This window comes from Microbulbifer aggregans (assembly GCF_020524005.1).
GTDB lineage: Bacteria > Pseudomonadota > Gammaproteobacteria > Pseudomonadales > Cellvibrionaceae > Microbulbifer > Microbulbifer aggregans_A.
This window is the reverse complement of record NZ_JAIVKK010000004.1, coordinates 438,636-460,943: the sequence shown is the minus strand read 5'-3', so window position 1 is coordinate 460,943 and position 22,308 is coordinate 438,636. Positions and strand designations below refer to the sequence as shown.

The window sequence follows — 22,308 nt, the reverse complement described above, 5'->3', positions numbered from 1 at the left end:
GTACAGGGATGTATACACAGCGGTTTCGAAAAACCTCACCCCGTACTTCACCGCCATCTCGTTACGGACAATGTGTGTAATACCCACAACGACAAAGGGCGGACACCGAAGTATCCGCCCTTTATAAACTGCAGCCAAAGGCAATCAGTCTTCCTTGGCGCGCCCCAGGTATTCAGCAGTGCGGGTATCTACCTTGATGGTTTCACCGATTTCCAGGAACAGTGGCACCTTGACCACAGCACCGGTCACCAGGGTCGCCGGCTTGGTGCCGCCCTGAGCGGTGTCACCGCGTACACCCGGGTCGGTGTCGGTGATTTCCAGGATTACATGGTTGGGCGGAGTCACAGCCAGCGGTGAACCGTTGTACAGGGTTACCACACATACGTCCTGCTCCTTCAGCCACTTGGCCGCATCGCCAACCGTGGTCGCGTCTGCCTGGTGCTGTTCGAAGGTCTCAGGCTCCATAAAGTGGTAGAACTCGCCATCGTTGTAGAGGTATTCCATATCGCGGTCCATCACGTCCGCAGACTCCAGGCTCTCGCCGGAACGGAAGGTACGCTCCCACACGCGGCCGGTCTTCAGGTTGCGCAGCTTCACGCGGTTGAACGCCTGGCCCTTACCGGGCTTCACGAACTCGTTCTCCACAATGGAGCAGGGGTCGCCGTCCAGCATTACCTTCAGACCGCCTTTGAATTCGTTAGTGGAATAACTAGCCATGAGTCCCTCGAAAATTCAGCAATACGCTTACAAATTGATTAAACTTCGCGCGGCCCGCTCCGGGCACCAAGATGTACCGCCACCGACCGCGCCAAAAATAGCCGCATATGATACAGCACGCCCAGCCCGCCCGTGAAATAACCGCCGTCGAAATAGACGATGAATTGTGCAATCAGTCCAGCGCGCGTCGCTGGCAGGACGAAATGGCCGATCTGGTCACCGATCCGCAGGAATTGCTCGACCTGCTGCAGTTGAGCGTAGAGCAGTTGCCGCAACTGCTTGCCGCCGCCGGGCTCTTCCAGCTGCGGGTACCGCGTCCATACCTGCAACGTATCCGCCGCGGCGACCCGAATGACCCGCTGTTACTGCAGGTGCTGCCCACAGGGCTTGAGCTGGATGCTACCCCCGGGTTCAGCAATGATCCGCTGGAAGAGGCCAATGCCAACCCGGTGCCCGGCGTGGTACACAAATACCGCGGCCGACTGCTGCTGATCACCGCAGGGCAATGCGCCGTCAACTGCCGCTACTGTTTCCGCCGCGCCTTTCCCTACGGCGAAAACCACCTGAACCGCAGTCAGTGGCAACAGGCCCTGGACTATATCCGTAGCCAGCCAGACCTGCGCGAAGTGATCCTGAGTGGTGGCGACCCACTGGTCCTGAATGACCGCCAGCTCGGGTGGCTGGCGGAAGAGCTCAGTGCAATTCCCCACCTGGACAAATTGCGTATTCACACTCGCCTGCCAATTGTCGCTCCATCGCGTATCAACGACGAATTTTTAGCGTGGTTCACCCGCAGTCGCCTGAAACCCGTGTTGGTACTGCACTGCAACCACGCCAATGAAATAGATGATGAAGTCAGGGCCGCGCTGGCGAGGCTGAGATCCGCCGGGGTCACCCTGCTCAATCAGTCGGTCTTACTGCAGGGCGTCAACGATTCGGCAGACGCACTGGCGACACTCTCGGAGACCCTGTTCGACGCGGGAGTACTACCCTATTACCTGCATCAGCTCGACCGCGTGCAGGGCGCGGCGCACTTCGAGGTGAGCGACACGCAGGCGCGGGATCTCGTCGAATCCATCCGCCAGCGCCTGCCCGGCTACCTGGTGCCACGACTGGTGCGGGAAATCCCCAGCGAAAAATCCAAAACACCGCTGTAGACCCGAAAGCTACAAACTGACATCCCCAAACTGACTAAAATTCTTTTTGCGCCAGATGTGCGCCACACATAGCAATTTTCGCGGCTTTTTCTCACATTTTTGTCGCGAAAATCTACCCGGAAAATTGTGTAACCTGGTGAGCCTCGTATACTCCGGGAAGATAAAAACCGGTCAGTACCATGCAGGAAGCAGAATTAACCGAGCCAGAGACCGGGCAGGATGCCCGAGCCACCCGCCGCGTAAAAATTGCGCCGCCCCCCAAGTCCGCGCCTCGACCAGGACTCACAGCTGAGCCCAGACCCAAAGCCCCCACTGGCAGCGCCTCTAACCTCAAACTCGCCGCTCCAAAGCGCGATTTGGCGAGGCTTTCCTGTGGCTGTCGTAATCCCCGTCAGCTGCACCGCTGGCTTCAGCACTCGCTACCGCAGAACATCAGCGCCGACACCGCACAACGCCGCGCGGCGACCTTGCGCAGCCTGCTGAATGAAGTGAGCCGATGGCAAGCGGAGGCCAGCCTCAGGCTGGCCTGCCTGGAAACGTTGCGACCGGTAATCATAGAGCTCGGCGACAGCCTCGCATTCACGCAAGAGCCGCAACAACCGCAGGGCAGCCACCAGCCCCAGGAGGTCCGCCGCGCAGTAAATACAGCCTGCATCCTGTATCAACACCTGGCACAGGCCTACACGGGCGTTTGCGTGGAACTGGCCAATCTATCAGGCTCCCCGCTCGGACGCCGGCGTTTACGCCAGGCACTGCACCGGGCCAGCGACAGCTTGCGGCGCCTGCTTCGTACCTGCTGCCACTTTAACTTTGCCACCCCCAAGCACACCTGGACCCGGCTGCAGCTATTACTGCAACTGGCCCGCAAGCAGGGCGTGAGCCGGGATCGTGTTTTCGACCCGCTTGCCCGCAAACAACCCGGTGCCAACCGCCTGGGATTTGAGCGTCTCGACACGCCCTACTTGCACTGTGCATTGTTTGCCAGTGCCAACCCCCTGCAACTCACTGCGAGCGAGCAACAGGACCTCTGGCACCTGTGCGGCCACTGGGCAACGCGAGCCACCACCCTGGATCGGCACCTTTCCGGCAGCCGCGTACTACTCGCCAACCTCAAACTGGACCAGGCCCCGATTCCCGCCATGCGGCTGCACAATGCCGGGGTAGACCCACAACATTTTTCCCTGCCACATGGCTGGTCCATCGATCTCAGCGGGCCTCTGCAGCAGTTGCAGCGTCGTATCCAGCGGCCACGGGCGGTTTCTCCGGACCTGCTGCAAAGGGTGCAAAACCTGTGGAGCGGCGACCAGGGCCGCGGCGGCCGCCGGACACCGGTGAATATTCGTTGCGAGGTAGTGATTGGCATCACCGCGATCTGCCACCACCTTAACCACGGCTCAACGGCAACCGCCGAAACCGGAATGACATTGGGTACACCGGCATCGGGAGAACAGCAGCTGGTGATGGAGGTTGGCGCCGTGGATTTCCATTCGGGAACGACTTTACGGGACTATGAAGTGACCCTGCCCAGCGCACCCACTACCCGGGGAGACAGCCAGCGCCGCAGTCAGGGACGATACCAGAGCATTCCGTGCACTCTGCTCAACACCAGCAGCGGCGGCGCTGGCCTGCGGCTGCCGCCGGAGGTCCAGGGCAAATTGCGCAGCGGCGATCTGATCGGCATCACCATCGCCGGCCGCTGGGAGGTCGCCCTGGTACGCTGGCAATATGCCCTTCCGGACCACTGTCGCATCGGAGTCGAGCTGCTCGGCGGGCAAACCAGTGCCGTGCGCGTACACCGCCACACCCGCGATGGTCGCCGCACCGACTCCATCTCCGCCCTGCTCACCGGCGATTGCGGCCGGGCACCTGAGCTGGTACTGCCAATTCCTTTGTTTCAGCCCGGCGATACCATCGATGTCGTCGCCGCCAGACAAGCCCGTTGTGTCACCCTGTACAACCAGACAGCATGTACTGGCAGCTTTGCCATGTTCGACTTTTCCTGAAGCGAGGTTCGGGCGCACGCTAAAGACGGAATAGGCCATCACAGATTGCCGACTGTGCACTTGTTCCCCACCGTGCGTGCGGCCTACACTACTGGGTTTGTGGCTACCCTCGTGCACTCTACTGAATGGCCTGACCGGCACGGCAGTACCTGCCCATTCGGCACGCGGATTGAATGAAGTCAAAAAATAACGCCGCAAAGCAGTACAACAGGAAAAAAATGAGCAGCGATAACACCATCCGACTTCTCCTGATCAATGACTCCCCCGCCGAAGCACAGCGATTGGTGAGCATGCTGCACAATGCTGGTCGCTCCAATCGCGCCCAGCATGTCACTAGCGAAGCCGCCCTTACCAAGCTTCTGCAGGAGCATGCCTGGGATCTGCTGATCGCGACGGAACAGAGCCAGCAGCTGGATCCCAGCAATGCAATCCGCACCATCAACAAGCTGCAGAAAGACGTCCCCACCCTGTTGATCACCGAGCGCACCGGTTCACAACCGGTCGTTGAAGGGCTCAAGGCCGGCGCGCGGGACGTAATCACCATGGATGACGACCAGCACCTGCTGCTGGTCATCCAGCGCGAACTGGTCGCCCTCGAGGAGCGCCGCCAGGCCCGCCTTCACGATCGCCGCTACCACGCCACCCTTAAGCGCACCAAGGAATTGCTCGACAGCTCCAAGGATGCCATCGCCTACGTCTCCGACGGCCTGCTGGTTTACGCCAACGGCTCTTTCGCCGAACGCTTCGGTTATGAGGATCGCGACGATGTGGAATACCAGCCGCTGATCGACATGCTCACCGAAGGCGAGCAGCCGGACGCGCGCGAGTTCCTGCGCCAGTGCGCAATAAAGAACAACGAAGTGGAAGCCCAGGAGTGGCAGTTCACCGCGAAAACCGCCAAGGGCACCCCGGTGCCCATCAAGGCGGAAGTACTCACCACCATCTACGATGAAGAGCGCTGCCTGCAGGTACGCATTGCGGCCAGCAGCGGCAATACCGAAGAGCTGGAAGCCAAACTCAGCGAAGCCAAGAACCGCGACGCAGCCACCGGCCTGTACAACCGCCAGCGCTTCGTCCAACTGCTGGACAATGCCATTCAGTCCGCCGCTGGCTCCCAGCGCACAGGCGGCCTGATGTATGTCGAAATCGACCGCTACGAAGAATCCGTGCAGCAGATTCTCGGCGTTGCCGGCACCGACGACCTGCACAAGAAAGTTGCCCAACTTCTTCAGAGCAGCGTGCGCCGCGGCGATGTCATCGCCCGTTACGGCGAAGAGAGTTACTGCCTGCTGATGCCGGAAACCACCCCGGACAGCGCGGAGATGCGTGCCAAAGAGCTTCTGCAGAAAATTTCCGATACCATCTTTGAAGCCGCCGGCAAGACCCTGCATATCACGGTCTCTATCGGTATTTCCCTGATGAGCGAAACCTCCGGCAATGCCGACAAGGTGCTGGAGCAGGCGCGCAAGGCCCACGAGCAGGCCCAGGCCAAAGGCACCAGCAACGACTTCGCCCTCTACGAGCCCGACAGCGAAGCACAGGGCGATGCCAATACCTACCACCGCGCCCGCGTTATTCAGGCGCTGGAAGCCGGCAACCTCAAGTTGCTCTACCAGCCCATCCTGAGTCTCCAGGGCAGTGGCGAGAAGATTTACGAAGTACTGGTACGCCTTGTCGACGGCAAAGAGCAACTGGCCCCCATCGCCTTCCTCGAAGCCCTCGGCGACGCTGGACTGTCCACCAAAATGGATCGTTGGGTGATCCTCAGCGCGATCAAGGCCGCCGCCGCGCAGCGCGCCAAAGGCGACAATGTATCGCTGCTGCTGCACCTCACCGCGGCCTCACTCAAGGACACCAGCCTGCCAGCCTGGCTCGGCGTTGCGTTCAAAGCGGCAAAAGTGTCGCCCAAGACTGTCACCTTCCAGCTGCGTGCCGAAGACATCAACAGCAACCTGCACGCCGCCCGCGACTTCACCAAACTGGTGCAGGACATGGGCTGCCGCGTGGCCATCTGCCACTTCGGCACCGGCCTGAGCCCGTTCAAATCACTGGAACACGTCAACGTGGATATCGCCAAGATCGATGCGTCCTTCGTGCGCGAAGTACAGGACGAGGGCGAAGACAGCGAGAATCTGGTGAAGCTGGTCGGCCAGCTGAAATCCATCAACACCCAGGTCATCGTTCCGCATGTAGAACAGGCCAGCATGCTGCCCACCCTGTGGCAGACCGGCACCGACTACATCCAGGGCTACTACGTACAGCCGCCGGCGGATGAGATGGCCTTTGATTTCAGCCTCGACTGAGCCCTCCCCAGTAGTGGGGGGGGGGGGGGGGGGGGGCGGCCATACGGCCGCCACTGCGCCTCGCCCCGAACACCAGCCATCTGCACAAGAAAACGGACTAACCTTGTGCCAGGCTCGCAAATTCTTGCACCAGGTTTCCACGTTGCCGCCCCAATTGGGTATTCTGTGCCGCGAGAAATTTATCCGCTTCTTTCATACCAAGCACAACAACAATCACGGAGCCATTGCATGTCGCCCCAATTGTTCAACGCCAGATTCGGCCGCCTGATCGGTGCCGGGCTACTGGCCTGCTCCCTTGCCGCCGTTACCGCCGGCTGCAGCAAAAGCGAAGCCCCGGCAGAAAAGCCGAGCGCCGAGCAGATCCCTGAAAGCGCCACCGAGTACAAGCCGGAAAACCTCGAGAAAGAGGCGCCGATGGCCGACAAGGCCGCGCCGGAGTCCGGTGTCGACTATCACTCCTTCGCCAACACCAACGATTACCTCGTCAAACATGTCGATTTCGACCTCACCGCCGATTTCGATAACAAGGTACTGAGTGGCCAGGCCATCCTGGACCTCAAGGTGCTGAACAGCAAAAACAAGCCGCTGGTCCTGGATACCCGCGATCTGGACATCAAGGCCGTGCGTGCCGGTATCGGTAGCGACCTGAAGCCGGTCAAGTTCAGCCTGGGTAAAGTCGATCCGCACCTCGGCACCCCGCTGAAGATCAACCTCCCGAAGGGCGCCAACAAGGTCGCCATCGAGTACCAGACCTCGCCAGGTGCCTCCGGCGTACAGTGGCTGGAACCGCAGCAGACCGCGGGTAAGAAGCACCCGTTCCTGTTTACCCAGGCTCAGGCTATCCACGCCCGCAGTTTTATCCCGCTGCAGGACTCCCCCAAAGCGCGTGTGACCTACAAGGCCACCATCCACACGCCGAAAGACCTGCGCGCCGTGATGAGCGCCAACAACGATCCGGACGCGGAAATGGATGGCGTGTTCGAATTTGAAATGCCGCAGGCGATTCCGTCCTACCTGATCGCCATCGGCATCGGCAATCTCGACTTCAAACCCATGGGCGAGCGCACCGGTGTGTACGCCGAGCCGGAGCTGCTGGAAGCAGCGGCGAAGGAGTTCGAAGACACCGAGTCCATGCTGGAGGCAACCGAGGAAAACTTCGGCCCCTATCGCTGGGACCGCTACGACCTGCTGATCCTGCCCCCGAGCTTCCCCTTCGGCGGCATGGAAAACCCGCGCCTGTCGTTCATCACCCCCACCGTCATTGCCGGTGACAAGAGCCTGGTAGCGCTGATCGCCCACGAACTGGCCCACTCCTGGTCCGGTAACCTGGTGACCAACGCCAGCTGGCGCGACCTGTGGCTGAACGAAGGTTTCACCACCTACCTGACCAACCGCATCATGCAGTTCGTCTACGGCGACGACCGCTACAAGATGGAAATGGCGCTGGGCTACGACGACCTGAAAGCGGACCTGGACGATCGCGAAGACAAAGACGAGATCATGGCCATCGACCTGCGCGGCCGCGATCCCGATGAAGTGTTCTCGAATATCCCCTACGAGAAGGGCTCCCTGTTCCTGTACGAGCTGGAACAGAAAGTCGGTCGCGAGAATTTTGACAAGTTCCTGCTGGATTACTTCAACCACTTCGCCTTCCAGAGCATCACCACGGAAGACTTCGTAAAGTACCTGAACAATACCCTGGTAAAACAGTATCCGGACAAGGTGGATGCTGAGCGCATCAACCAGTGGATTTTTGAGCCCGGCATCCCGGAAGGTGCACCGCACCCGCAGTCCGATGCCTTCACCAAGCTGGATCCGATTCGTCAGCAGTGGCTGAACGGTGAGAGTAAAGCGAGTGATATCGACACCAGTGGCTGGACCTTCCACCAGTGGAAGTACTTCCTCGACGGCATGCCGGAAAAACTGAGTGAAGAGCAGCTGAAAGAGCTGGACGAGACCTTCAAGCTGACCCAGTCGAAGAACAATGAAATCGCCTTCAGCTGGCTGATGATTGCCGTGCGCAACGACTACGAGCCCGCCAATGCACGCCTGGAAGATTTCCTGGTCAGCATCGGCCGCAACAAGTTCCTGCGCCCGCTGTATCGCAACCTGGTGGAGAACGGCAAGACCGACGAGGCCAAGCGGATTTTCGAGAAAGCCAAGCCGGGCTACCACCCGCTGACCGTCAAAGTGAACAGCAAGATCATCTACGGCGACTGATCACTTCAGCACGTCCTGCCCGATCGGCCGGCCCCGGGACTATCCCAGACAGTCCCGGAAATTGTGCCGTCCATCGATTTACCTCCCGCCGTCCATACGGTGGGAGGTAAATTTCTGTAATATCCTACCCCTATCCCGGCTTCTTAAGCCTTACTGAAAGTTACTGGCCTGCTGCCAGGCTTTCTCATGTTCGAACCAAAAATAAAGCCCCCGACCACCAGGTATTTCCCGTCATCATGAAAGCGATCCCCGTATTCGGACCAGCATCCCGAATCATTGGCGCAACTTGCGCATTGCTCCTTGCTTCCGTTTCTCCCAGCGCGCTGTACGCCCAGAGCGGCACAGACAGCGCACCGATACCGGTGCGCGCGGCAGCCGTGAAACTGGAGCACATATCCAACCCGGTGGAAGCTCTGGGCACAGCAAAAGCATGGGAGTTTGTTTCCCTGCGCGCGGGCGTGACGGAACATATCAGCCGCATCGCGTTCGAGAGCGGGCAGCGAGTCAAGGCCGGCGATGTACTGGTGGAACTCAGCCACGGCGAGGAACTGGCGGAGCTGGCCGGCGCCCGCGCGACCCTGCAGCGCTACGAGCGGGATGCGAAACGCCTGCGCGGGCTGGTGGGAAAAAACCTCAGCACCCGCGAACAGCTGGAAGCCGCGGAAACCCAGGTGGCCGAGACCCGCGCACTGATCGACGGGCTGCAGGCCCGTATCAACGACCGCATTATCCGCGCGCCCTTCGACGGCCAGCTGGGGCTGCGCAATATCAGTGTCGGCAGCCTGGCGACGCCGACTACCGAGCTCACCACCATCCAGGATATCGCCCGCCTGAAACTGGACTTCACCGTACCCGAGCGGCAGCTGTCCGCGATCTCCGGCGGCATGAAGATCGAGGCCGTGAGCCAGGCCCACCCCAAGCGGGTGTTCAACGGCGAGGTGATGATTGTGGAAGCGCGGGTAGACCCGCAGACCCGCGCGTTTACCGTGCGTGGCCGCCTCGACAATCCCGATGGCCAGCTCAAGCCCGGCATGCTGCTGCGGGTGCGTATCATCAGCAACCCACGGGAAGCGCTGACCATTCCGGAAGCCGCACTGGTGCCACTGGCGGGGGAACAGTCCGTGTTTGTGGTGGAGAAAACCGAGGGCGGCCAGGTGGTGCGCAGCCGCGCGGTGCAAATCGGCCAACGCTATCAGGGTAAGGTGGAAATACTGTCCGGGCTGTCCCGGGGAGAGCGGGTAGTTACTCGCGGTACCCTGCATATTCGCGATGGGCAGGAAGTTTCCATACAGGCTGAAAACGGGGCAGGCTCACAATGATCATCAGTGATACGGCGGTCAAACGCCCGGTATTTGCACTGGTACTGTCGCTGCTGCTGGTGGTATTCGGCCTGATCAGTTTCGACCGGCTGGCGTTGCGGGAATACCCCGATATCGACCCGCCTATCGTGTCCATCAACACCAACTATCCCGGGGCCTCCGCGGATATTGTGGAGACCCGTATCACCCGCCTGATCGAGGACCGCATCGCCGGTATCGAGGGCATCAAGACCGTGACATCCTCAAGTACCGATGGGCGCTCGCGCATCTCCATCGAGTTCAATATCAACCGGGATGTGGACGGCGCGGCCAACGATATTCGCGACCGTGTTTCCGGGGTACTGAACAACCTGCCAGTGGAGGCGGATCCGCCGGAAATTGAAAAAGTCGACAGCAGCGACGACGTGGTGATCTGGCTGAACCTCACCTCCGACCGTCTGAGCGTGCCGGAACTCACCGACTACGCCAACCGCTATCTGGTGGATCGTTTCTCGGTGCTGGACGGCGTGGCCCGGGTGCGCGTCGGCGGGGCCAAAGATTTCGCCATGCGTATCTGGCTGGACCGCGGTGCCATGACCGCCCATAACGTCACCAGTACGGATATCGAACGGGCCCTGCGGGCAGAAAACCGCGAGCTGCCAGCGGGTTATCTGGAGTCCACCGATCGCCAGTTCACCCTGCGCCTGCAACGCCAGTTCCAGAGCGCCGAAGACTTCGCGCGCCTCGCCATTGCCACCGGCGACAGCGGCCACGTGGTGCGCCTCGGCGATGTGGCGCGGGTAGAGCTGGGCTCCGCCGAGGATCGCTCCACCTTCCGCGGCAATGGTGAACCCATGGTGGGCATCGGCATTACCCGCCAGTCCACCGGTAATATCGTTGCGGTGGCGGAAGCGGCCAAGGCCGAGATGGCGAAGGTCAACAAGACCCTGCCGGACGGCATGCGCCTGAGCCAGAGTTACGATGCCTCGGTGTTTGTGTCCGAGGCCATCAAGGAGGTGTACACCACGCTGGTGATTGCCGTGATTCTGGTGACCCTGGTGATCTACCTGTTTCTGGGTAACTGGCGCGCAACCCTGGTGCCTGCGGTAACCGTACCGGTATCCCTGATTGCCACCTCCATCCTGCTCTATGCCTTCGGCTTCAGTATCAACCTGCTGACTTTGCTGGCGCTGGTACTCGCCATCGGCCTGGTGGTGGACGATGCCATCGTGGTGCTGGAAAACATTTTCCGGCGCATGGATGAGTACGGTGAGCCGCCGCTGCTCGCGGCCTACCGCGGCGCCCGCGAAGTGGGCTTTGCAGTGGTGGCCACCACCCTGGTACTGGTAGCGGTGTTCGTGCCGATTACGTTCCTCGAGGGTGATATCGGCCGGCTGTTCTCCGAGTTTGCACTGACCATGTCAGCCGCGGTAATTTTCTCCTCCATCACCGCGCTGACCCTGTCACCAATGCTGGCGGCGAAACTGATTCGCCCCAATGACGAGCACAATGCGGCCACGCGTTTTATGGACAACGCGCTCACCCGCGTACAGCACCGTTACCGCGGTGGGCTCGATTTCATCCTGCGCAAACATTGGGTCGCCGGCTGCGTGTTTGTGGCCGTAATGATATTTGCCGCACTGTCGTTCCGTCTGATCCCCACCGAATACGCCCCACGGGAAGACCGCGGCTCCTTCTTCCTGCTGGTCAACGGCCCCGAGGGTGCCAGTTACCAGTACATGCAGGAGTACATGGACACCATCGAGGAGCGCCTGATGCCGCTGGTGGAGAAGGGCTATGTAAACCGCCTGCTGGTGCGCTCACCGCGCTCCTTCGGCACCTCTGCCACCTTCAATACCGGCATGGTGATCTTCACCCTAGCGCCCTGGGGTGAACGCCCATCGGCATTTGAGCTGATGAACCAGGTGCGCGCGTCGGTGAGCGACCTGAGCGGCGTGCGCGCTTTCCCGATCATGCGCCAGAGCTTCGGCGGCGGCCTCGGCAAGCCGGTGCAGTTTGTTATCGGCGGCAGCAGCTACGAACAACTGACCCAGTGGCGTGATCAGTTGAACAGCGCCATCGAAAAATCCAACCCCGGACTGCTGGGGATCGATTGGGATTACAAGGAAACCCAGCCGCAACTACGCATCAATGTAGACTACGAGCGCGCCGCGGATCTGGGGGTACAGGTGAGCGATGTGGGCACTACATTGCAGACCATGTTCGGCTCCCTGCGCGCCACCACCTTTATCAACAACGGTGAGGAGTACGACGTGATCCTCGAAGGGGAGCGCGAAATGCAGCGCACCCCGGACAGCCTGGAAAACCTGTACGTGCGCTCCAGCACCAGCGGCGCATTGATCCCGCTGCAGAGTCTGGTGGAAGTGAGTGAATACGCAGATTCTCCGCAGCTGCAGCGCTATAACCGGGTGCGTTCCATTACCCTCGATGCGAACCTGGCGGATGGCCTGGTACTTGGCGAAGCGCTGGCTTATCTGAACCAGCTGGTGGACGACAACCTCGAAGGCACACCGGTAATCGACTACAAGGGCCAGTCAAAGAGCTTCCAGGATTCCGGCAACACCATCCTGTTCGCCATCCTGCTAGGCGCGCTGGTGGTCTTTCTGGTACTCGCCGCCCAGTTTGAAAGTTTCGTGCACCCGCTGGTAATCATGTTCACCGTGCCCCTGGCCATGGCCGGCGCTTTGGCGGGACTGCTACTCACGAACCAATCACTGAATATCTACAGCCAGGTCGGGTTGATCATGCTGGTGGGACTGGCAGCCAAGAACGGTATTCTGATCGTGGAATTCGCCAATCAATTGCGGGATCGCGGGGTGGAATTCGGCCAGGCACTGCGCCAGGCCTCAGAGACCCGGCTACGACCGATCATGATGACGGGTATCACCACCGCCGCCGGATCACTGCCACTGCTGCTTTCATCCGGTGCAGGCTCAGAGACCCGTGCAGTAATCGGCACCGTGGTACTGTTTGGGGTGCTGGCGGCGACCCTATTCACGGTCTACATCGTACCCGTAGCCTACGACGTACTGGCACGACGGACCGGCTCACCGGGACAGGTCAGCCGCGACGTAGCCAGTCTGGAAGCGAAATACCCGACACAAAATACCGATTAAAAGCCCAGGCCATCGCCGGCGCGCTCGATAGCCATTGGCTGGAGAGCGCGCCGGCCAGTAGCGGAAAATAACGTGGGAAAAGCAGCACTAAAAAATGCCGGGTAGATTTATGCGCCGAATAAGCATAATCACTCAGCAAGGCCTGTGATTAACGGCGCATTTCTCTTAAGCTCAGCCACCCCGAGTGCAACTATTTACCGTTAGTACTCGTCTAATTGGCATCACACCCCAAACGCCAATCGCATAACAGGGATGACCATGCGCACACGATTTCTCACCGCCATCGCTCTGATCGGGTTGATGCTGGCCATCACCGCCTGCGAACAACAGGTGTGCTACCAGGAAGGTAAGCGCGAGCGCAGGCCGCCAATGCCATTTGCAGAAATCAGCAGTGGGCTCCCACCGGCCATTGGCCTGATTCGTCCCTACTGAAATTTTTCGCAGCTTATTCCTTCGCAACTCAACGATCAGATTGTCGTTGAGAGCAAATAGCACACGTATACCCACTCTCAATTCCTCGCGGACCTGCAGTTTCTCAATTTCCGTAGACACTGCTTCTGCCTGCCAGCAAAATCTGAACCCCCTTGTTAACAACGCAGTAACCGACCAATACCGATATGGAACATTCTGTAGAAACCGGATTTTCACCAGCCCCGGAAATTTCATCGCTCAGCGAAATCCTGCCCGCCGAACCGCTACTCATGATGGGAGCGGGGCCGGTTCCGATCCCAGAACTGGTCGCTAATGCCAATCGACATGTGATCAATCATCTCGGCGCAACCATGTCCAAGATCATTGGCCAGGTTAAAGAGATGTCACAGTATGTTTTCCAAACCCAGTCACCCTGGATTCTGGGCGTAGCCGGGCCGGGTTCCGCGGCAATGGAAATGGCCATTGCGAACCTGGTCACCAAAGACACACGGGTACTTTGCGTGTGCAACGGCTACTTCAGCCACAGAATGGCCGAGATGTGCCAACGCCTGGGCGCCAATGTTGAAATCTTGTCATGCCCGGACAAGTCCCAGGTAGAACTGGATCGTTTTGTTGCGGCAATTGAACAATTCGAGCCGGATTGCATCACGATCGTACAGGGGGAAACCTCGAACACCACCTTCAACAAAAACCTGCCGGCACTGGCCAGTGAGGCAAAAAAAAGAGGCTGCCTTACGATCATCGATGCAGTTTGCACACTCAGCACCATGCCGCTGCAAATGGACAACTGGGAAATCGATGCGGTCATTACCGGAGGGCAAAAAGGCTTATCGTCTATTCCAGGCGTTTCCCTGGTCGCCTTCTCTGAAGCAGCGTGGAATAAAGTTCAAACCCGCAACTGGACACCCGCGCACTGGTGCCTGGACGCCAAGCTCGCGGAAAATTTTTGGCACAAGGGTTCTTACCACTACACAGCACCGGTTTCTGGCGTGCTGGCGTTGCATGAAGCATTGCGACTTATTTGCCTGGAAGGCCTGCAGGCCCGTTTTATGCGCCATGAGCGCTGTTCAAAGTCCTTACAGAATGGCATTCAGGCAATGGGACTGGAGCTGTTTATCCCTGAAGAAAGCCGCTTGAACTCCGTTATCGGAATTCAAACGCCCGGCAGTATCAGCAATCGCGATATCTGCGCCTACATGTCTAAAAATTATCAGGTAGAGATCTCCGGATCCTTCGGGCTGCCCATTGTGCGCATTGGCCAGATGGGAGAACAGTGCCGCGCGCAGAATTTATTCCGCACGCTACATGCACTCGGCTGCACCATGCGCGACCTGCGCGTACCGGTAGATATCCCGCGCGGCATGGGGGAACTGGAAAGCTCGCTTATTGGCTGCGCATGAAAATGACATTCTCCGGCACATGGCGCGCCGGAGAGGTTTTCACAGCGCCAGAACACCTTCCATAGAGCTTAGTCGTCAAGCAGGTTAGCGATCTGGTTGTCGTTGAGACCAAACAGATAGAGCGCCGCATCCAGGCCAAAACCGTCAATGGCCTGCGGCGCCTCGGCGCGCACTTTGGGCTTGGCGTGAAAGGCGATACCAAGTGCGCCCAGTGACAGCATCGGCAGATCGTTGGCACCGTCACCGACCGCGATCACCTGATCCAGAGACAGATCCATTTCTGCCGCCAGCTCCTCGAGCAACAGTGCCTTGCGCGCACCGTCAACAATCGGCTCGATCACCCCACCAGTCAGGCTACCGGCATCAAATTCCAGCTGGTTCGCGTGTACAACATCAACTTCCAGGTGGTTCGCCTGCAGGTAATGGGCGAAGTAGGTAAAGCCACCGGAAAGGATCGCGGTTTTACAGCCGAGCGCACGCAGGGCACTGAGCAGTCGCTGGGCGCCGTTCATCAGCGGTAATTGCGGAGCAATTTCAGAAAGGCTCTGCTCGGTAAAGCCCTGCAACAGGCTCATGCGCTTGCGGAAGCTCTGCTGGAAATCCAGCTCGCCGCGCATCGCCGCCGCGGTAATTTCCGCTACCTGGTGGCCCACCCCGGCGATCTTGGCCAGCTCGTCGATCACTTCCGCCTGGATCAGGGTAGAGTCCATATCGAAGCAGGCAAGCTTTGGCGGCTTCTGGCTCGCGCCGGCCTGCAATACCAATTCCACGCCGATTTTTTCAGCCAGCACCAGCAGCGCATGCCGCGCACTGTGGAAGTCGAGGCCCGCCTCCAGTTGCAGGCGGATCACCGTGCAGTCTTCGCGGCGTGCCAGCGTATCCGCTGCAACCGGCCGCCAGCCCTGCGCAGCAACAAATTGGCGCACCGCTTGCAACTGTGCCAGCTGTAACGTATCGGTGAGGAGGGTCAGGCACCAGGGAGCGTGAACCGGTGCGGGGGCAGCGGGCAAGGCGGCGAAAACCTCGCCGTTGACCAGGGTGGTGTGCAGCTCCTGCGGCCACTGCAGCCCCAAATGCCAGTGGTCCTCCCCGCTATTTAACCGCAGGTAGCGCACCCGGATTCCATCGGTGGCGAGGCTATCCAACGCGGCGGGGGTCATTGAAAACGCCTGCTGGCGCTCATTGGTAGTGGGAGATGCATCCATGACTGACACTCTGTGCTGACTCTCTCTGTAAATGCGGGGAATCCGCGTGAGAATTTGGCCGCGCATTATAGCCCGGCGCCTTTTTTCTCTGAAGGAGTGGGATAAAATCGATAACTGGCCCTGTGGTCGCCAGCAACCGGCAATAACAATGATGAAACAACATATTTCCCAACTTTCCGAACTTTCACGGCAGATCCCGGCATTTATCCAGGGACTTAACCGCGCACGCCAACGCCAGCTGCTGGCCGCGGCCATCTGGCTGTCACTGGCAATGTTCTGTCTTGCCACCCTGGGCCACGCCTACGGCCAGCAGAAAGCCAGCGCCGCAGACCGCGATATGACCAGCGCCCGCGCTGCAGCTACCCTGCTCGCAGCCCAGAGTCTTGAGCAGATCGTGGCCGGCGATCGCATCAGCCTGCAATTGCTCGCCCAACAGGCGCTGGCGCTGCCAGCGGTTTACGGGGTGACCGTGCAGGATGTGGATTCCAGCCCGCTGGCCCAGGCGGGGGAACGTGAGCGAGGGGAAACCATTACCGAGCCGGTCGTACTGCACGACAGTCTGGCGGGCAGCGTGACCCTGAACGTGCGCCCGGGAGAAAGCGCAAACTACCCCTGGGCGAGCCTGTTGCTGTGCCTGGTATTCGCACTTCCCTTCAGTGCCGCCTGCGCCCTGGCCGCAACCCAGGTGCAATCCGGTTCCCCCCGGCGCACACCGCTTACCATACCGCGTGCACAGCCCAAGCCGCCCCCGGAAGTTACAGCCGGGCTCTACCTCCGCCCACTCAACTGGGCACAACTCGGCAACCAGCTCTCCCGCACGGCTCTGGAGAATCTCGAGGTCGAACTTGAGGAGCGCCTGAAATTGCTGTCGCGGATTTACGACGGTAAGGCACTGCCGAACGCCGGTCCCGCGGTCGGACTGGGCTTCGCCGGCGACGACGCCGCCTTCCGTGCCGTCTGTGCGGGCCTACTGTTACGCGGTCTGCAGCAATCCAGCCGGGCTACCGGTCTGCAGCTGGCGGTGGCCGTCCTACCCACCAAACCGAGCCAATTCGACTTTAGCGGAGAGCAGCTGCTGTCCCAGTCCCGCGGCCTCTGCCTGCACCCGGAATTGCGCGAAGACGAGTCCCTGGAAAATCGCATCCAGTACCACGATACCGCCTGGGGCGCCGAAGTGACTGGGCTCAATCCAAAACTGCAGCAATTGCTCGATAACCAGTTGCAACAGCTGGTTTCCGCCTGATCCCGCTCCCCCGCCGGCCGTCACGGCCGGCGCCTCTTTTCGCTTTTTCTTCTATCCCGCGCTTTCCTCATTTCGTTTTGGTTGTTGCCTTTCACCGCAAACCATCGTGATCGCCACTGCGCGACGCTTTAATTGCTTTCCACTTGGGTTTCGCATTGCCGCAGGTCGATCTCAGTCAAAGTCAAGACGGACCTGTGTAGTACGGAGCGGAAGTGAACAGTTGAAACCCGCCGCGCGGCGTGGAGGTTTGTATGAAGCGTATTTATGGAGGACTCGCAGGGACGATTGGTGCCGCTGCCCTACTCACTCTTTCCGGGTGCAGCAGCATGGATGATATGACCAGTACCACAACGGCTATCGGCAAGAGTGACCGGCCGGGGTACTACTCGGTGCAGGGCCGCTATTACCACTGCCACCAAAACGGACGCTGCCACAATGTCCGCCATCCCAATTACTACTGGCAGGGTGGCCAGTATCGCGGCGGATCCCCGTCCCACTATCACCGGTATCCACAGCAACCACGCTGACACGCTAAATCGCATGATCTAACCAGGCGCATCGCGGTGTGAGGTATACGCGAGATATACCTGCCGTAGTGCACTGCTGACTCCAAATCACGGAGAGTTCACTATGAAGAGCATCCTCAAGAAAGGCCTGCTGGCCGCAACGGTATTTGGTACCCTGACCCTGGGGGCCTGTGTTTCCGATGGCTACTACAGCTCCGGCAGCGCCGGCTATTCCACTTACCCCTACTCGCGCCCATACGTTTACCCTTCCGGCAGCGTATCTTTCTATTATTCGTCACCGCGCTACTATCGCGGCTATTACCCCCGCGGTTACTACCCGCGTCACTACCGCTATCGCGGCAACCAGTACTACCGTCACCACGGGCGTTATAACAACCGCCATTACTACAATCGCCCCCACCACAGTAATCGGCCCCATCACAGCAACCGTCCTCACCACGGTAGCCGTCCGGGTCGTCACCACGGTGGCCATCGCCGCTAAGCGGGTAACAGGTGCCCGTACAACCTCCGAAGCCGCCCTTGGGCGGCTTCGTGCGTTTCATACCTTGGTCATACAGACCTGCCACCACTGCCGCGTTAGGATTTCTACAAACAATAAGTGAAAACAGCCGCGGGAGTTTGCTGTGCAGCAGGATTTATCACACGCCGTACTCATTACCGGTTCCACCAGTGGGATCGGTCTCGCTATCGCCCACGCCTTTGCACGCGCCGGTCATCACGTGATGTTGCACGGGCTGGCGACCGAAGAAGAGGGCCGGGTGTTGTGCGAGGGCTTCTCCGGCTATGCAGTGAAGGTCGGCTTCAGCAGTGCCAACATCGCCGAGGAAGAAGGCTGCGCCCAACTGGCGGCGGATACCCGCGAAGCCATCGGCAACCCTTCGGTGCTGATCAATAATGCCGGTATCCAGTTCACCGCCCCAGCCCACGAATTCCCGACGGACAAGTGGCAACAGATCCTCGCCATTAATCTGAGTGCGTGCTTTTTCCTGAGCCGCGAATTACTGCCGGCGATGCGCGCCGCCAACTGGGGGCGCATTATCAATATCGCCTCGGTGCACGGCCTGGTGGCTTCCGAAAACAAAGCCGCCTACTGCGCTGCCAAGCACGGACTGGTCGGTTTAACCAAAGTGCTCGCACTTGAAAATGCCGATGCCAGTGTAACCGCCAACGCCATCTGCCCGGGTTGGGTAGAGACACCACTGATCCAGCCTCAGATCGAGTCTATCGCGCGCGAGCGGGAAATCGACATTGACGCCGCACGGGCCGAACTTGTGGGTGCCAAACAGCCTCTGGCGCGCACTACGCAGCCGGATGCCATTGCGGAACTGGCACTGTACCTGTGTGGAAGTTTCGCCGGCACCATTACCGGTGCGGCCTTACCGGTGGACGGTGGATGGAGCGCGCAGTAGTATCTTTGGCACCCGATTCTTTTATTCTCATGGGTGCTGCCGTGAACTATCAACTGCTGATTGCCGACGATCACCCGCTGTATCGCGATGCGCTGGCCACGACTCTTTCCAGTCATTTTCACAATTCTTCGCTGCTGCAGAGTGAGGATCTGGATTCCACACTCGCCTACCTGAACGAATCAGATGTCGACCTGCTGTTGTTGGATCTGAATATGCCCGGCAGCGAGGGGTTCAGCGGCCTGGCCCGTATTCGTAATGACTTCCCGGCAGTGCCGGTTGTGGTGGTTTCCGGCAGCGACCGGCACGGGGTGATTCAGCAGGCGGCCAGCCTTGGCGCCAGTGGATTCCTGTCCAAAACCGCACGCCCGGATGAAATCCTGCAATGCATCGAATCCGTACTGGCGGGTGAGCAGTGGTTCAGCGCGGAAGCGCTGGCAGCGGAAAGCGAGAGTGCACTGGCGGAGAAGATTGGCCAGCTGACACCACAACAGCTCAAGATCTTCCAGATGATTGCCCAGGGCATGCTGAACAAGCAGATTGCCTACGACCTGGATATCACCGAACCCACCGTAAAAAGTCACGTCACCGCCATTCTCAGAAAACTGGAACTGCGTGATCGCAAGCAATTGATTCGTGAAGCGCAGGCGTTGATTCAAATTTGAAGATGGTGGTCTCCGGCCTTTTCCGACCACCGTGGCGGCAAAGCACCGGGTATCCGTTTTTGAAACCGCTGTGAATACATCCCTGTACGCTGCGTCAGCGACGTCCCTGTCGCTGACGCTTTCAAAAACGGATACCCGGCACTTTACCTTCGATTTCCCGCTCTCTACTTCGTCAGATAAGAGTCCCTATCTTACTGTGGCTAGCCCATTAATTGTTTGTGCGAAATTCGCTTACAACGTAAATATATTCGATGCGAAGGCGGGGTAGCGGGTGCAGGTTTTCAGGACTGTCGGCAACAGGGATGTTGCCGACAGAGCGTACAGGGATGTATTCACAGCGGTCCTGAAAACCTGCACCCGCTACCCCGCCGCCACAAAGGAAAAACAGAGCACTACGCAAACTCAGAGGCCCGAAACAAACTCCGCTACATGCCGATAAAACCGCCCGCAGGCATCCGGCACGATGGATTCCAGATTCAGGAACGCATGGATCATATCGTCAAAGTTGATCAACTCCGCCGTTACACCCGCGTCGCGCACTTTATCCACATACAACTTGCCCTCATCCCGCAGTGCACAGAATTCTGCGGTAATCACCAGTGTCTTCGGCAGGTTTTCCGTAAACTCACCATGCAGTGGTGACGTCAGATAAGGATTCTCCGATCCCTGAAAATAATTCTCGAAGTACCAGAGAATTTTTTCTTTTTCGAGTAGATAGCCACTGCCATTTTCCTCAATGGACGGCAGCTGCATGGTGTAATCCAGGCTCGGATAAATCAGTACCTGTGCGACCACCGAATGCGGCTGGTGCTGCAGCAGGCGGGATGCGGAGGCACACAGGGCACCGCCACCGGAATCCCCCATCAGGATCCAGCGGCCATCGTGTTCTATGCCTTTCTTATCCAGTGCCGTGCCCAGATGCCGCACTACACTCACCAGATCATTCAATCCCGCCGGGTAGGGGTTTTCTGGAGCCAGCCGATATTCGACAGAAACCACGGTGCGCGCGCAGGCGTCGGCAACACGACGACAGATCGGATCGTAAACCGACACGCTACCCGCCATATGCCCACCGCCGTGACAGTAAATAATCACTGGCCCCGGTGTGCGATTCGCAGGCTCGTATACACGTACCGGCACTGGCGCTTCGCCGCCATGTACCAGCGTTTCACACACCGCCATCTCCGGCCCCGGCTCGACAAAGGTACGGGTCAGGTTGGCGAGGCTTTCACGCGCGTTAATCGGCGTCGGCTCGAATCCAGCCGCTTTCACCACCGCCAGCTGCGCATTTACGGCTTCCAGCCATTCGGCGAGTTTTGCATCAAGCTGTCGCATTATCGGCCTCCAGACTTGTTTCAGGCTGTTGTGGTTTTTTACCGGTCTCCGGCAACAGGAAAGAGAAAATAAACAGGGAAGCCGAGCAGGCTACTGCGAAATAAGCGGCCATAGCCGGCTCGCCACTGATATCGGCCAACAAACCAGCGCCGTACATCAATGCGGTTTCCACCCCATAGGAGACCGACCAGAACATGGCAAAGGTCACGGTGATTTTTGCCGGTGTCATGCCCGGCAGTTCCTGCGGCAGGGTCACCAGCGCGGTCATCGGCAGGAACATACAGAAACCGGCGAGTGCCGCGGCGGAGTAGGCGATCAGCGGGTTTTTACTGGTGACCATCACCACAGCAAAAACCACCAGCGCCAGCCCTGCATAACGCAGTACTGGCAAGCGCAACGGCATACGCTTGGTCGCGATGATTCCGGCCACGGTGCCTACCATGCCCGCGGCAATCATCACCGCTGAGAGGTGCTTGCTGGCCACGGCGAAGCCATCAATCAGCGGGAACAGCGAAAACACCGCGATATAGCAAAAAAGCACCCCACAATAGGCCAGCGGCAACCACCAGTTGAACGATTCCCGCATTCCCTCTTTAAGGCCGTAATTTTCCTCCGGCTTGTCCCCACCGCCAGACAGGGGGAAGTTCTCGGCGCTCAACCACCACAGCACCCCCAGCGCCAGAACCATGACACCGTACATTGCCACGACCGACTCCCAGGCGCCCATCCAGGTGGCAAGGGCGGTAGTGGAAAGCAGGGCCAGCAGATTGCCGGTATTGAAGGCTGCGGCATTGACGCCGTTAATCAGCGGACGCTCCTCGGCAGAAAAGTAGTGCAGCACCACCGGGGCGAAGTAGACAATTGCCAGCGCCCCGCCAAGCCCCAGGGTCAGGCGCGACACCAGCCAGGCACCGTAGCTGTCCGCCAGAGCACCGAGGCCGCCGGTGGCGATCAGCACGATAGCCAGCGCAAAAGCACGCTTGGCACCGAGGCGCATCAGCAGGGCGGCGGCCGCCAGGTTGCCTACGATCTTGGCCAGGGTAATCACGTTGCTGCCCCAGGTGGCGTTGGCGAAGCCCTCTTCACCGAACGATGCCTGGATAGCCGGCGTCAGGATGGCCCCCGACACCCAGCTGGCGGCGAACAGCGCGTAGGCGCTGAACATGAGGATTTCCAACAGGTATTTTTTCATTGTTATAAAACCTTGCTCTCTCAAACATCTTATTTTTGGTTCGCCTGCAAGCAGGCTCCTACGACGCC

17 protein-coding genes are annotated in these 22,308 nt (G+C 59.4%); 13 read left to right on the top strand and 4 right to left on the bottom strand.

Going from position 1 to position 22,308, the window contains the following annotated elements:
- Nucleotides 1-144: 144 nt before the first annotated feature.
- Entirely contained in the window at nt 145-717 is a 573-nt protein-coding gene (gene efp, locus LC093_RS09590; protein ID WP_226664533.1) for an elongation factor P, read from the bottom strand.
- A 107-nt stretch (nt 718-824) separates the two neighbouring features.
- Here efp and epmB point away from each other — a divergent pair, with 107 nt between their 5' ends.
- The 8 genes from epmB to LC093_RS09550 all read left to right on the top strand — a co-directional run bounded on the left by epmB (nt 825) and on the right by LC093_RS09550 (nt 14,667).
- A complete protein-coding gene (gene epmB, locus LC093_RS09585) occupies nt 825-1,874 on the top strand; it encodes an EF-P beta-lysylation protein EpmB (RefSeq protein ID WP_226664531.1) in 1,050 nt (349 codons plus the stop codon).
- 179 nt (nt 1,875-2,053) lie between these two features.
- Nucleotides 2,054-3,877 carry a hypothetical protein gene (locus LC093_RS09580; protein ID WP_226664530.1) on the top strand — a complete coding sequence of 608 codons (1,824 nt, stop codon included), beginning with the start codon at nt 2,054-2,056 and terminating at the stop codon, nt 3,875-3,877.
- A gap of 218 nt (nt 3,878-4,095) precedes the next feature.
- The gene (locus LC093_RS09575) at nt 4,096-6,180 is read left to right on the top strand and encodes an EAL domain-containing protein (RefSeq protein ID WP_226664528.1); all 2,085 of its coding nucleotides are present in this window, start codon (nt 4,096-4,098) and stop codon (nt 6,178-6,180) included.
- A 228-nt stretch (nt 6,181-6,408) separates the two neighbouring features.
- Complete coding sequence (locus LC093_RS09570) at nt 6,409-8,400, top strand: M1 family metallopeptidase (protein ID WP_226664526.1); 1,992 nt, start codon at nt 6,409-6,411, stop codon at nt 8,398-8,400.
- A 236-nt stretch (nt 8,401-8,636) separates the two neighbouring features.
- Nucleotides 8,637-9,719: an efflux RND transporter periplasmic adaptor subunit gene (locus LC093_RS09565; RefSeq protein WP_226664523.1), complete on the top strand. Its 1,083-nt coding sequence runs from the start codon at nt 8,637-8,639 to the stop codon at nt 9,717-9,719.
- Nucleotides 9,716-12,835, top strand: a complete 3,120-nt coding sequence (locus tag LC093_RS09560; protein ID WP_226664521.1) for an efflux RND transporter permease subunit — start codon at nt 9,716-9,718, stop codon at nt 12,833-12,835. Before LC093_RS09565 ends, LC093_RS09560 begins: the two co-directional genes overlap by 4 nt.
- A gap of 258 nt (nt 12,836-13,093) precedes the next feature.
- A complete protein-coding gene (locus tag LC093_RS09555; protein WP_226664520.1) occupies nt 13,094-13,267 on the top strand; it encodes a hypothetical protein in 174 nt (57 codons plus the stop codon).
- Between the two features lie 185 nt (nt 13,268-13,452).
- On the top strand, nt 13,453-14,667 hold the full coding sequence (locus LC093_RS09550) for a pyridoxal-phosphate-dependent aminotransferase family protein (RefSeq protein ID WP_226664518.1): 1,215 nt from the start codon (nt 13,453-13,455) through the stop codon (nt 14,665-14,667).
- A gap of 68 nt (nt 14,668-14,735) precedes the next feature.
- Here LC093_RS09550 and serB read toward each other — a convergent pair whose 3' ends face one another.
- Complete coding sequence (gene serB, locus LC093_RS09545; protein ID WP_226664516.1) at nt 14,736-15,872, bottom strand: phosphoserine phosphatase SerB; 1,137 nt, start codon at nt 15,870-15,872, stop codon at nt 14,736-14,738.
- 148 nt (nt 15,873-16,020) lie between these two features.
- Here serB and LC093_RS09540 point away from each other — a divergent pair, with 148 nt between their 5' ends.
- The 5 genes from LC093_RS09540 to LC093_RS09520 all read left to right on the top strand — a co-directional run bounded on the left by LC093_RS09540 (nt 16,021) and on the right by LC093_RS09520 (nt 19,713).
- The gene (locus LC093_RS09540) at nt 16,021-17,115 is read left to right on the top strand and encodes a hypothetical protein (protein WP_226664514.1); all 1,095 of its coding nucleotides are present in this window, start codon (nt 16,021-16,023) and stop codon (nt 17,113-17,115) included.
- Nucleotides 17,116-17,366: 251 nt separating this feature from the next.
- Nucleotides 17,367-17,642, top strand: a complete 276-nt coding sequence (locus LC093_RS09535; protein WP_226664513.1) for a hypothetical protein — start codon at nt 17,367-17,369, stop codon at nt 17,640-17,642.
- 103 nt (nt 17,643-17,745) lie between these two features.
- Nucleotides 17,746-18,123 carry a hypothetical protein gene (locus tag LC093_RS09530; RefSeq protein ID WP_226664512.1) on the top strand — a complete coding sequence of 126 codons (378 nt, stop codon included), beginning with the start codon at nt 17,746-17,748 and terminating at the stop codon, nt 18,121-18,123.
- Nucleotides 18,124-18,265: 142 nt separating this feature from the next.
- Nucleotides 18,266-19,051 (top strand): 3-hydroxybutyrate dehydrogenase, encoded by a 786-nt coding sequence (locus LC093_RS09525; RefSeq protein ID WP_226664511.1) that lies wholly within the window; start codon nt 18,266-18,268, stop codon nt 19,049-19,051.
- A 41-nt stretch (nt 19,052-19,092) separates the two neighbouring features.
- A complete protein-coding gene (locus LC093_RS09520) occupies nt 19,093-19,713 on the top strand; it encodes a response regulator (protein ID WP_226664510.1) in 621 nt (206 codons plus the stop codon).
- A 402-nt stretch (nt 19,714-20,115) separates the two neighbouring features.
- Here LC093_RS09520 and LC093_RS09515 read toward each other — a convergent pair whose 3' ends face one another.
- Both LC093_RS09515 and LC093_RS09510 read right to left on the bottom strand, forming a co-directional pair.
- The gene (locus tag LC093_RS09515) at nt 20,116-21,048 is read right to left on the bottom strand and encodes an alpha/beta hydrolase (RefSeq protein ID WP_226664508.1); all 933 of its coding nucleotides are present in this window, start codon (nt 21,046-21,048) and stop codon (nt 20,116-20,118) included.
- Nucleotides 21,035-22,240 carry an MFS transporter gene (locus tag LC093_RS09510; RefSeq protein ID WP_226664506.1) on the bottom strand — a complete coding sequence of 402 codons (1,206 nt, stop codon included), beginning with the start codon at nt 22,238-22,240 and terminating at the stop codon, nt 21,035-21,037. Before LC093_RS09510 ends, LC093_RS09515 begins: the two co-directional genes overlap by 14 nt.
- Nucleotides 22,241-22,308: the final 68 nt, after the last annotated feature.

Excerpts from the sequence above, each read along its gene's own strand:
- LC093_RS09515 (WP_226664508.1), bottom strand. The coding sequence starts at position 21,048 with ATGCGACAGCTTGATGCAAAACTCGCCGAATGGCTGGAAGCCGTAAAT.
- LC093_RS09580 (WP_226664530.1), top strand. The coding sequence starts at position 2,054 with ATGCAGGAAGCAGAATTAACCGAGCCAGAGACCGGGCAGGATGCCCGA.
- LC093_RS09570 (WP_226664526.1), top strand. The coding sequence starts at position 6,409 with ATGTCGCCCCAATTGTTCAACGCCAGATTCGGCCGCCTGATCGGTGCC.
- LC093_RS09560 (WP_226664521.1), top strand. The coding sequence starts at position 9,716 with ATGATCATCAGTGATACGGCGGTCAAACGCCCGGTATTTGCACTGGTA.
- efp (WP_226664533.1), bottom strand. The coding sequence starts at position 717 with ATGGCTAGTTATTCCACTAACGAATTCAAAGGCGGTCTGAAGGTAATG.
- LC093_RS09565 (WP_226664523.1), top strand. The coding sequence starts at position 8,637 with ATGAAAGCGATCCCCGTATTCGGACCAGCATCCCGAATCATTGGCGCA.
- epmB (WP_226664531.1), top strand. The coding sequence starts at position 825 with ATGATACAGCACGCCCAGCCCGCCCGTGAAATAACCGCCGTCGAAATA.
- LC093_RS09555 (WP_226664520.1), top strand. The coding sequence starts at position 13,094 with ATGCGCACACGATTTCTCACCGCCATCGCTCTGATCGGGTTGATGCTG.
- LC093_RS09530 (WP_226664512.1), top strand. The coding sequence starts at position 17,746 with ATGAAGAGCATCCTCAAGAAAGGCCTGCTGGCCGCAACGGTATTTGGT.
- serB (WP_226664516.1), bottom strand. The coding sequence starts at position 15,872 with ATGGATGCATCTCCCACTACCAATGAGCGCCAGCAGGCGTTTTCAATG.
- LC093_RS09575 (WP_226664528.1), top strand. The coding sequence starts at position 4,096 with ATGAGCAGCGATAACACCATCCGACTTCTCCTGATCAATGACTCCCCC.
- LC093_RS09540 (WP_226664514.1), top strand. The coding sequence starts at position 16,021 with ATGATGAAACAACATATTTCCCAACTTTCCGAACTTTCACGGCAGATC.
- LC093_RS09535 (WP_226664513.1), top strand. The coding sequence starts at position 17,367 with ATGAAGCGTATTTATGGAGGACTCGCAGGGACGATTGGTGCCGCTGCC.
- LC093_RS09510 (WP_226664506.1), bottom strand. The coding sequence starts at position 22,240 with ATGAAAAAATACCTGTTGGAAATCCTCATGTTCAGCGCCTACGCGCTG.
- LC093_RS09550 (WP_226664518.1), top strand. The coding sequence starts at position 13,453 with ATGGAACATTCTGTAGAAACCGGATTTTCACCAGCCCCGGAAATTTCA.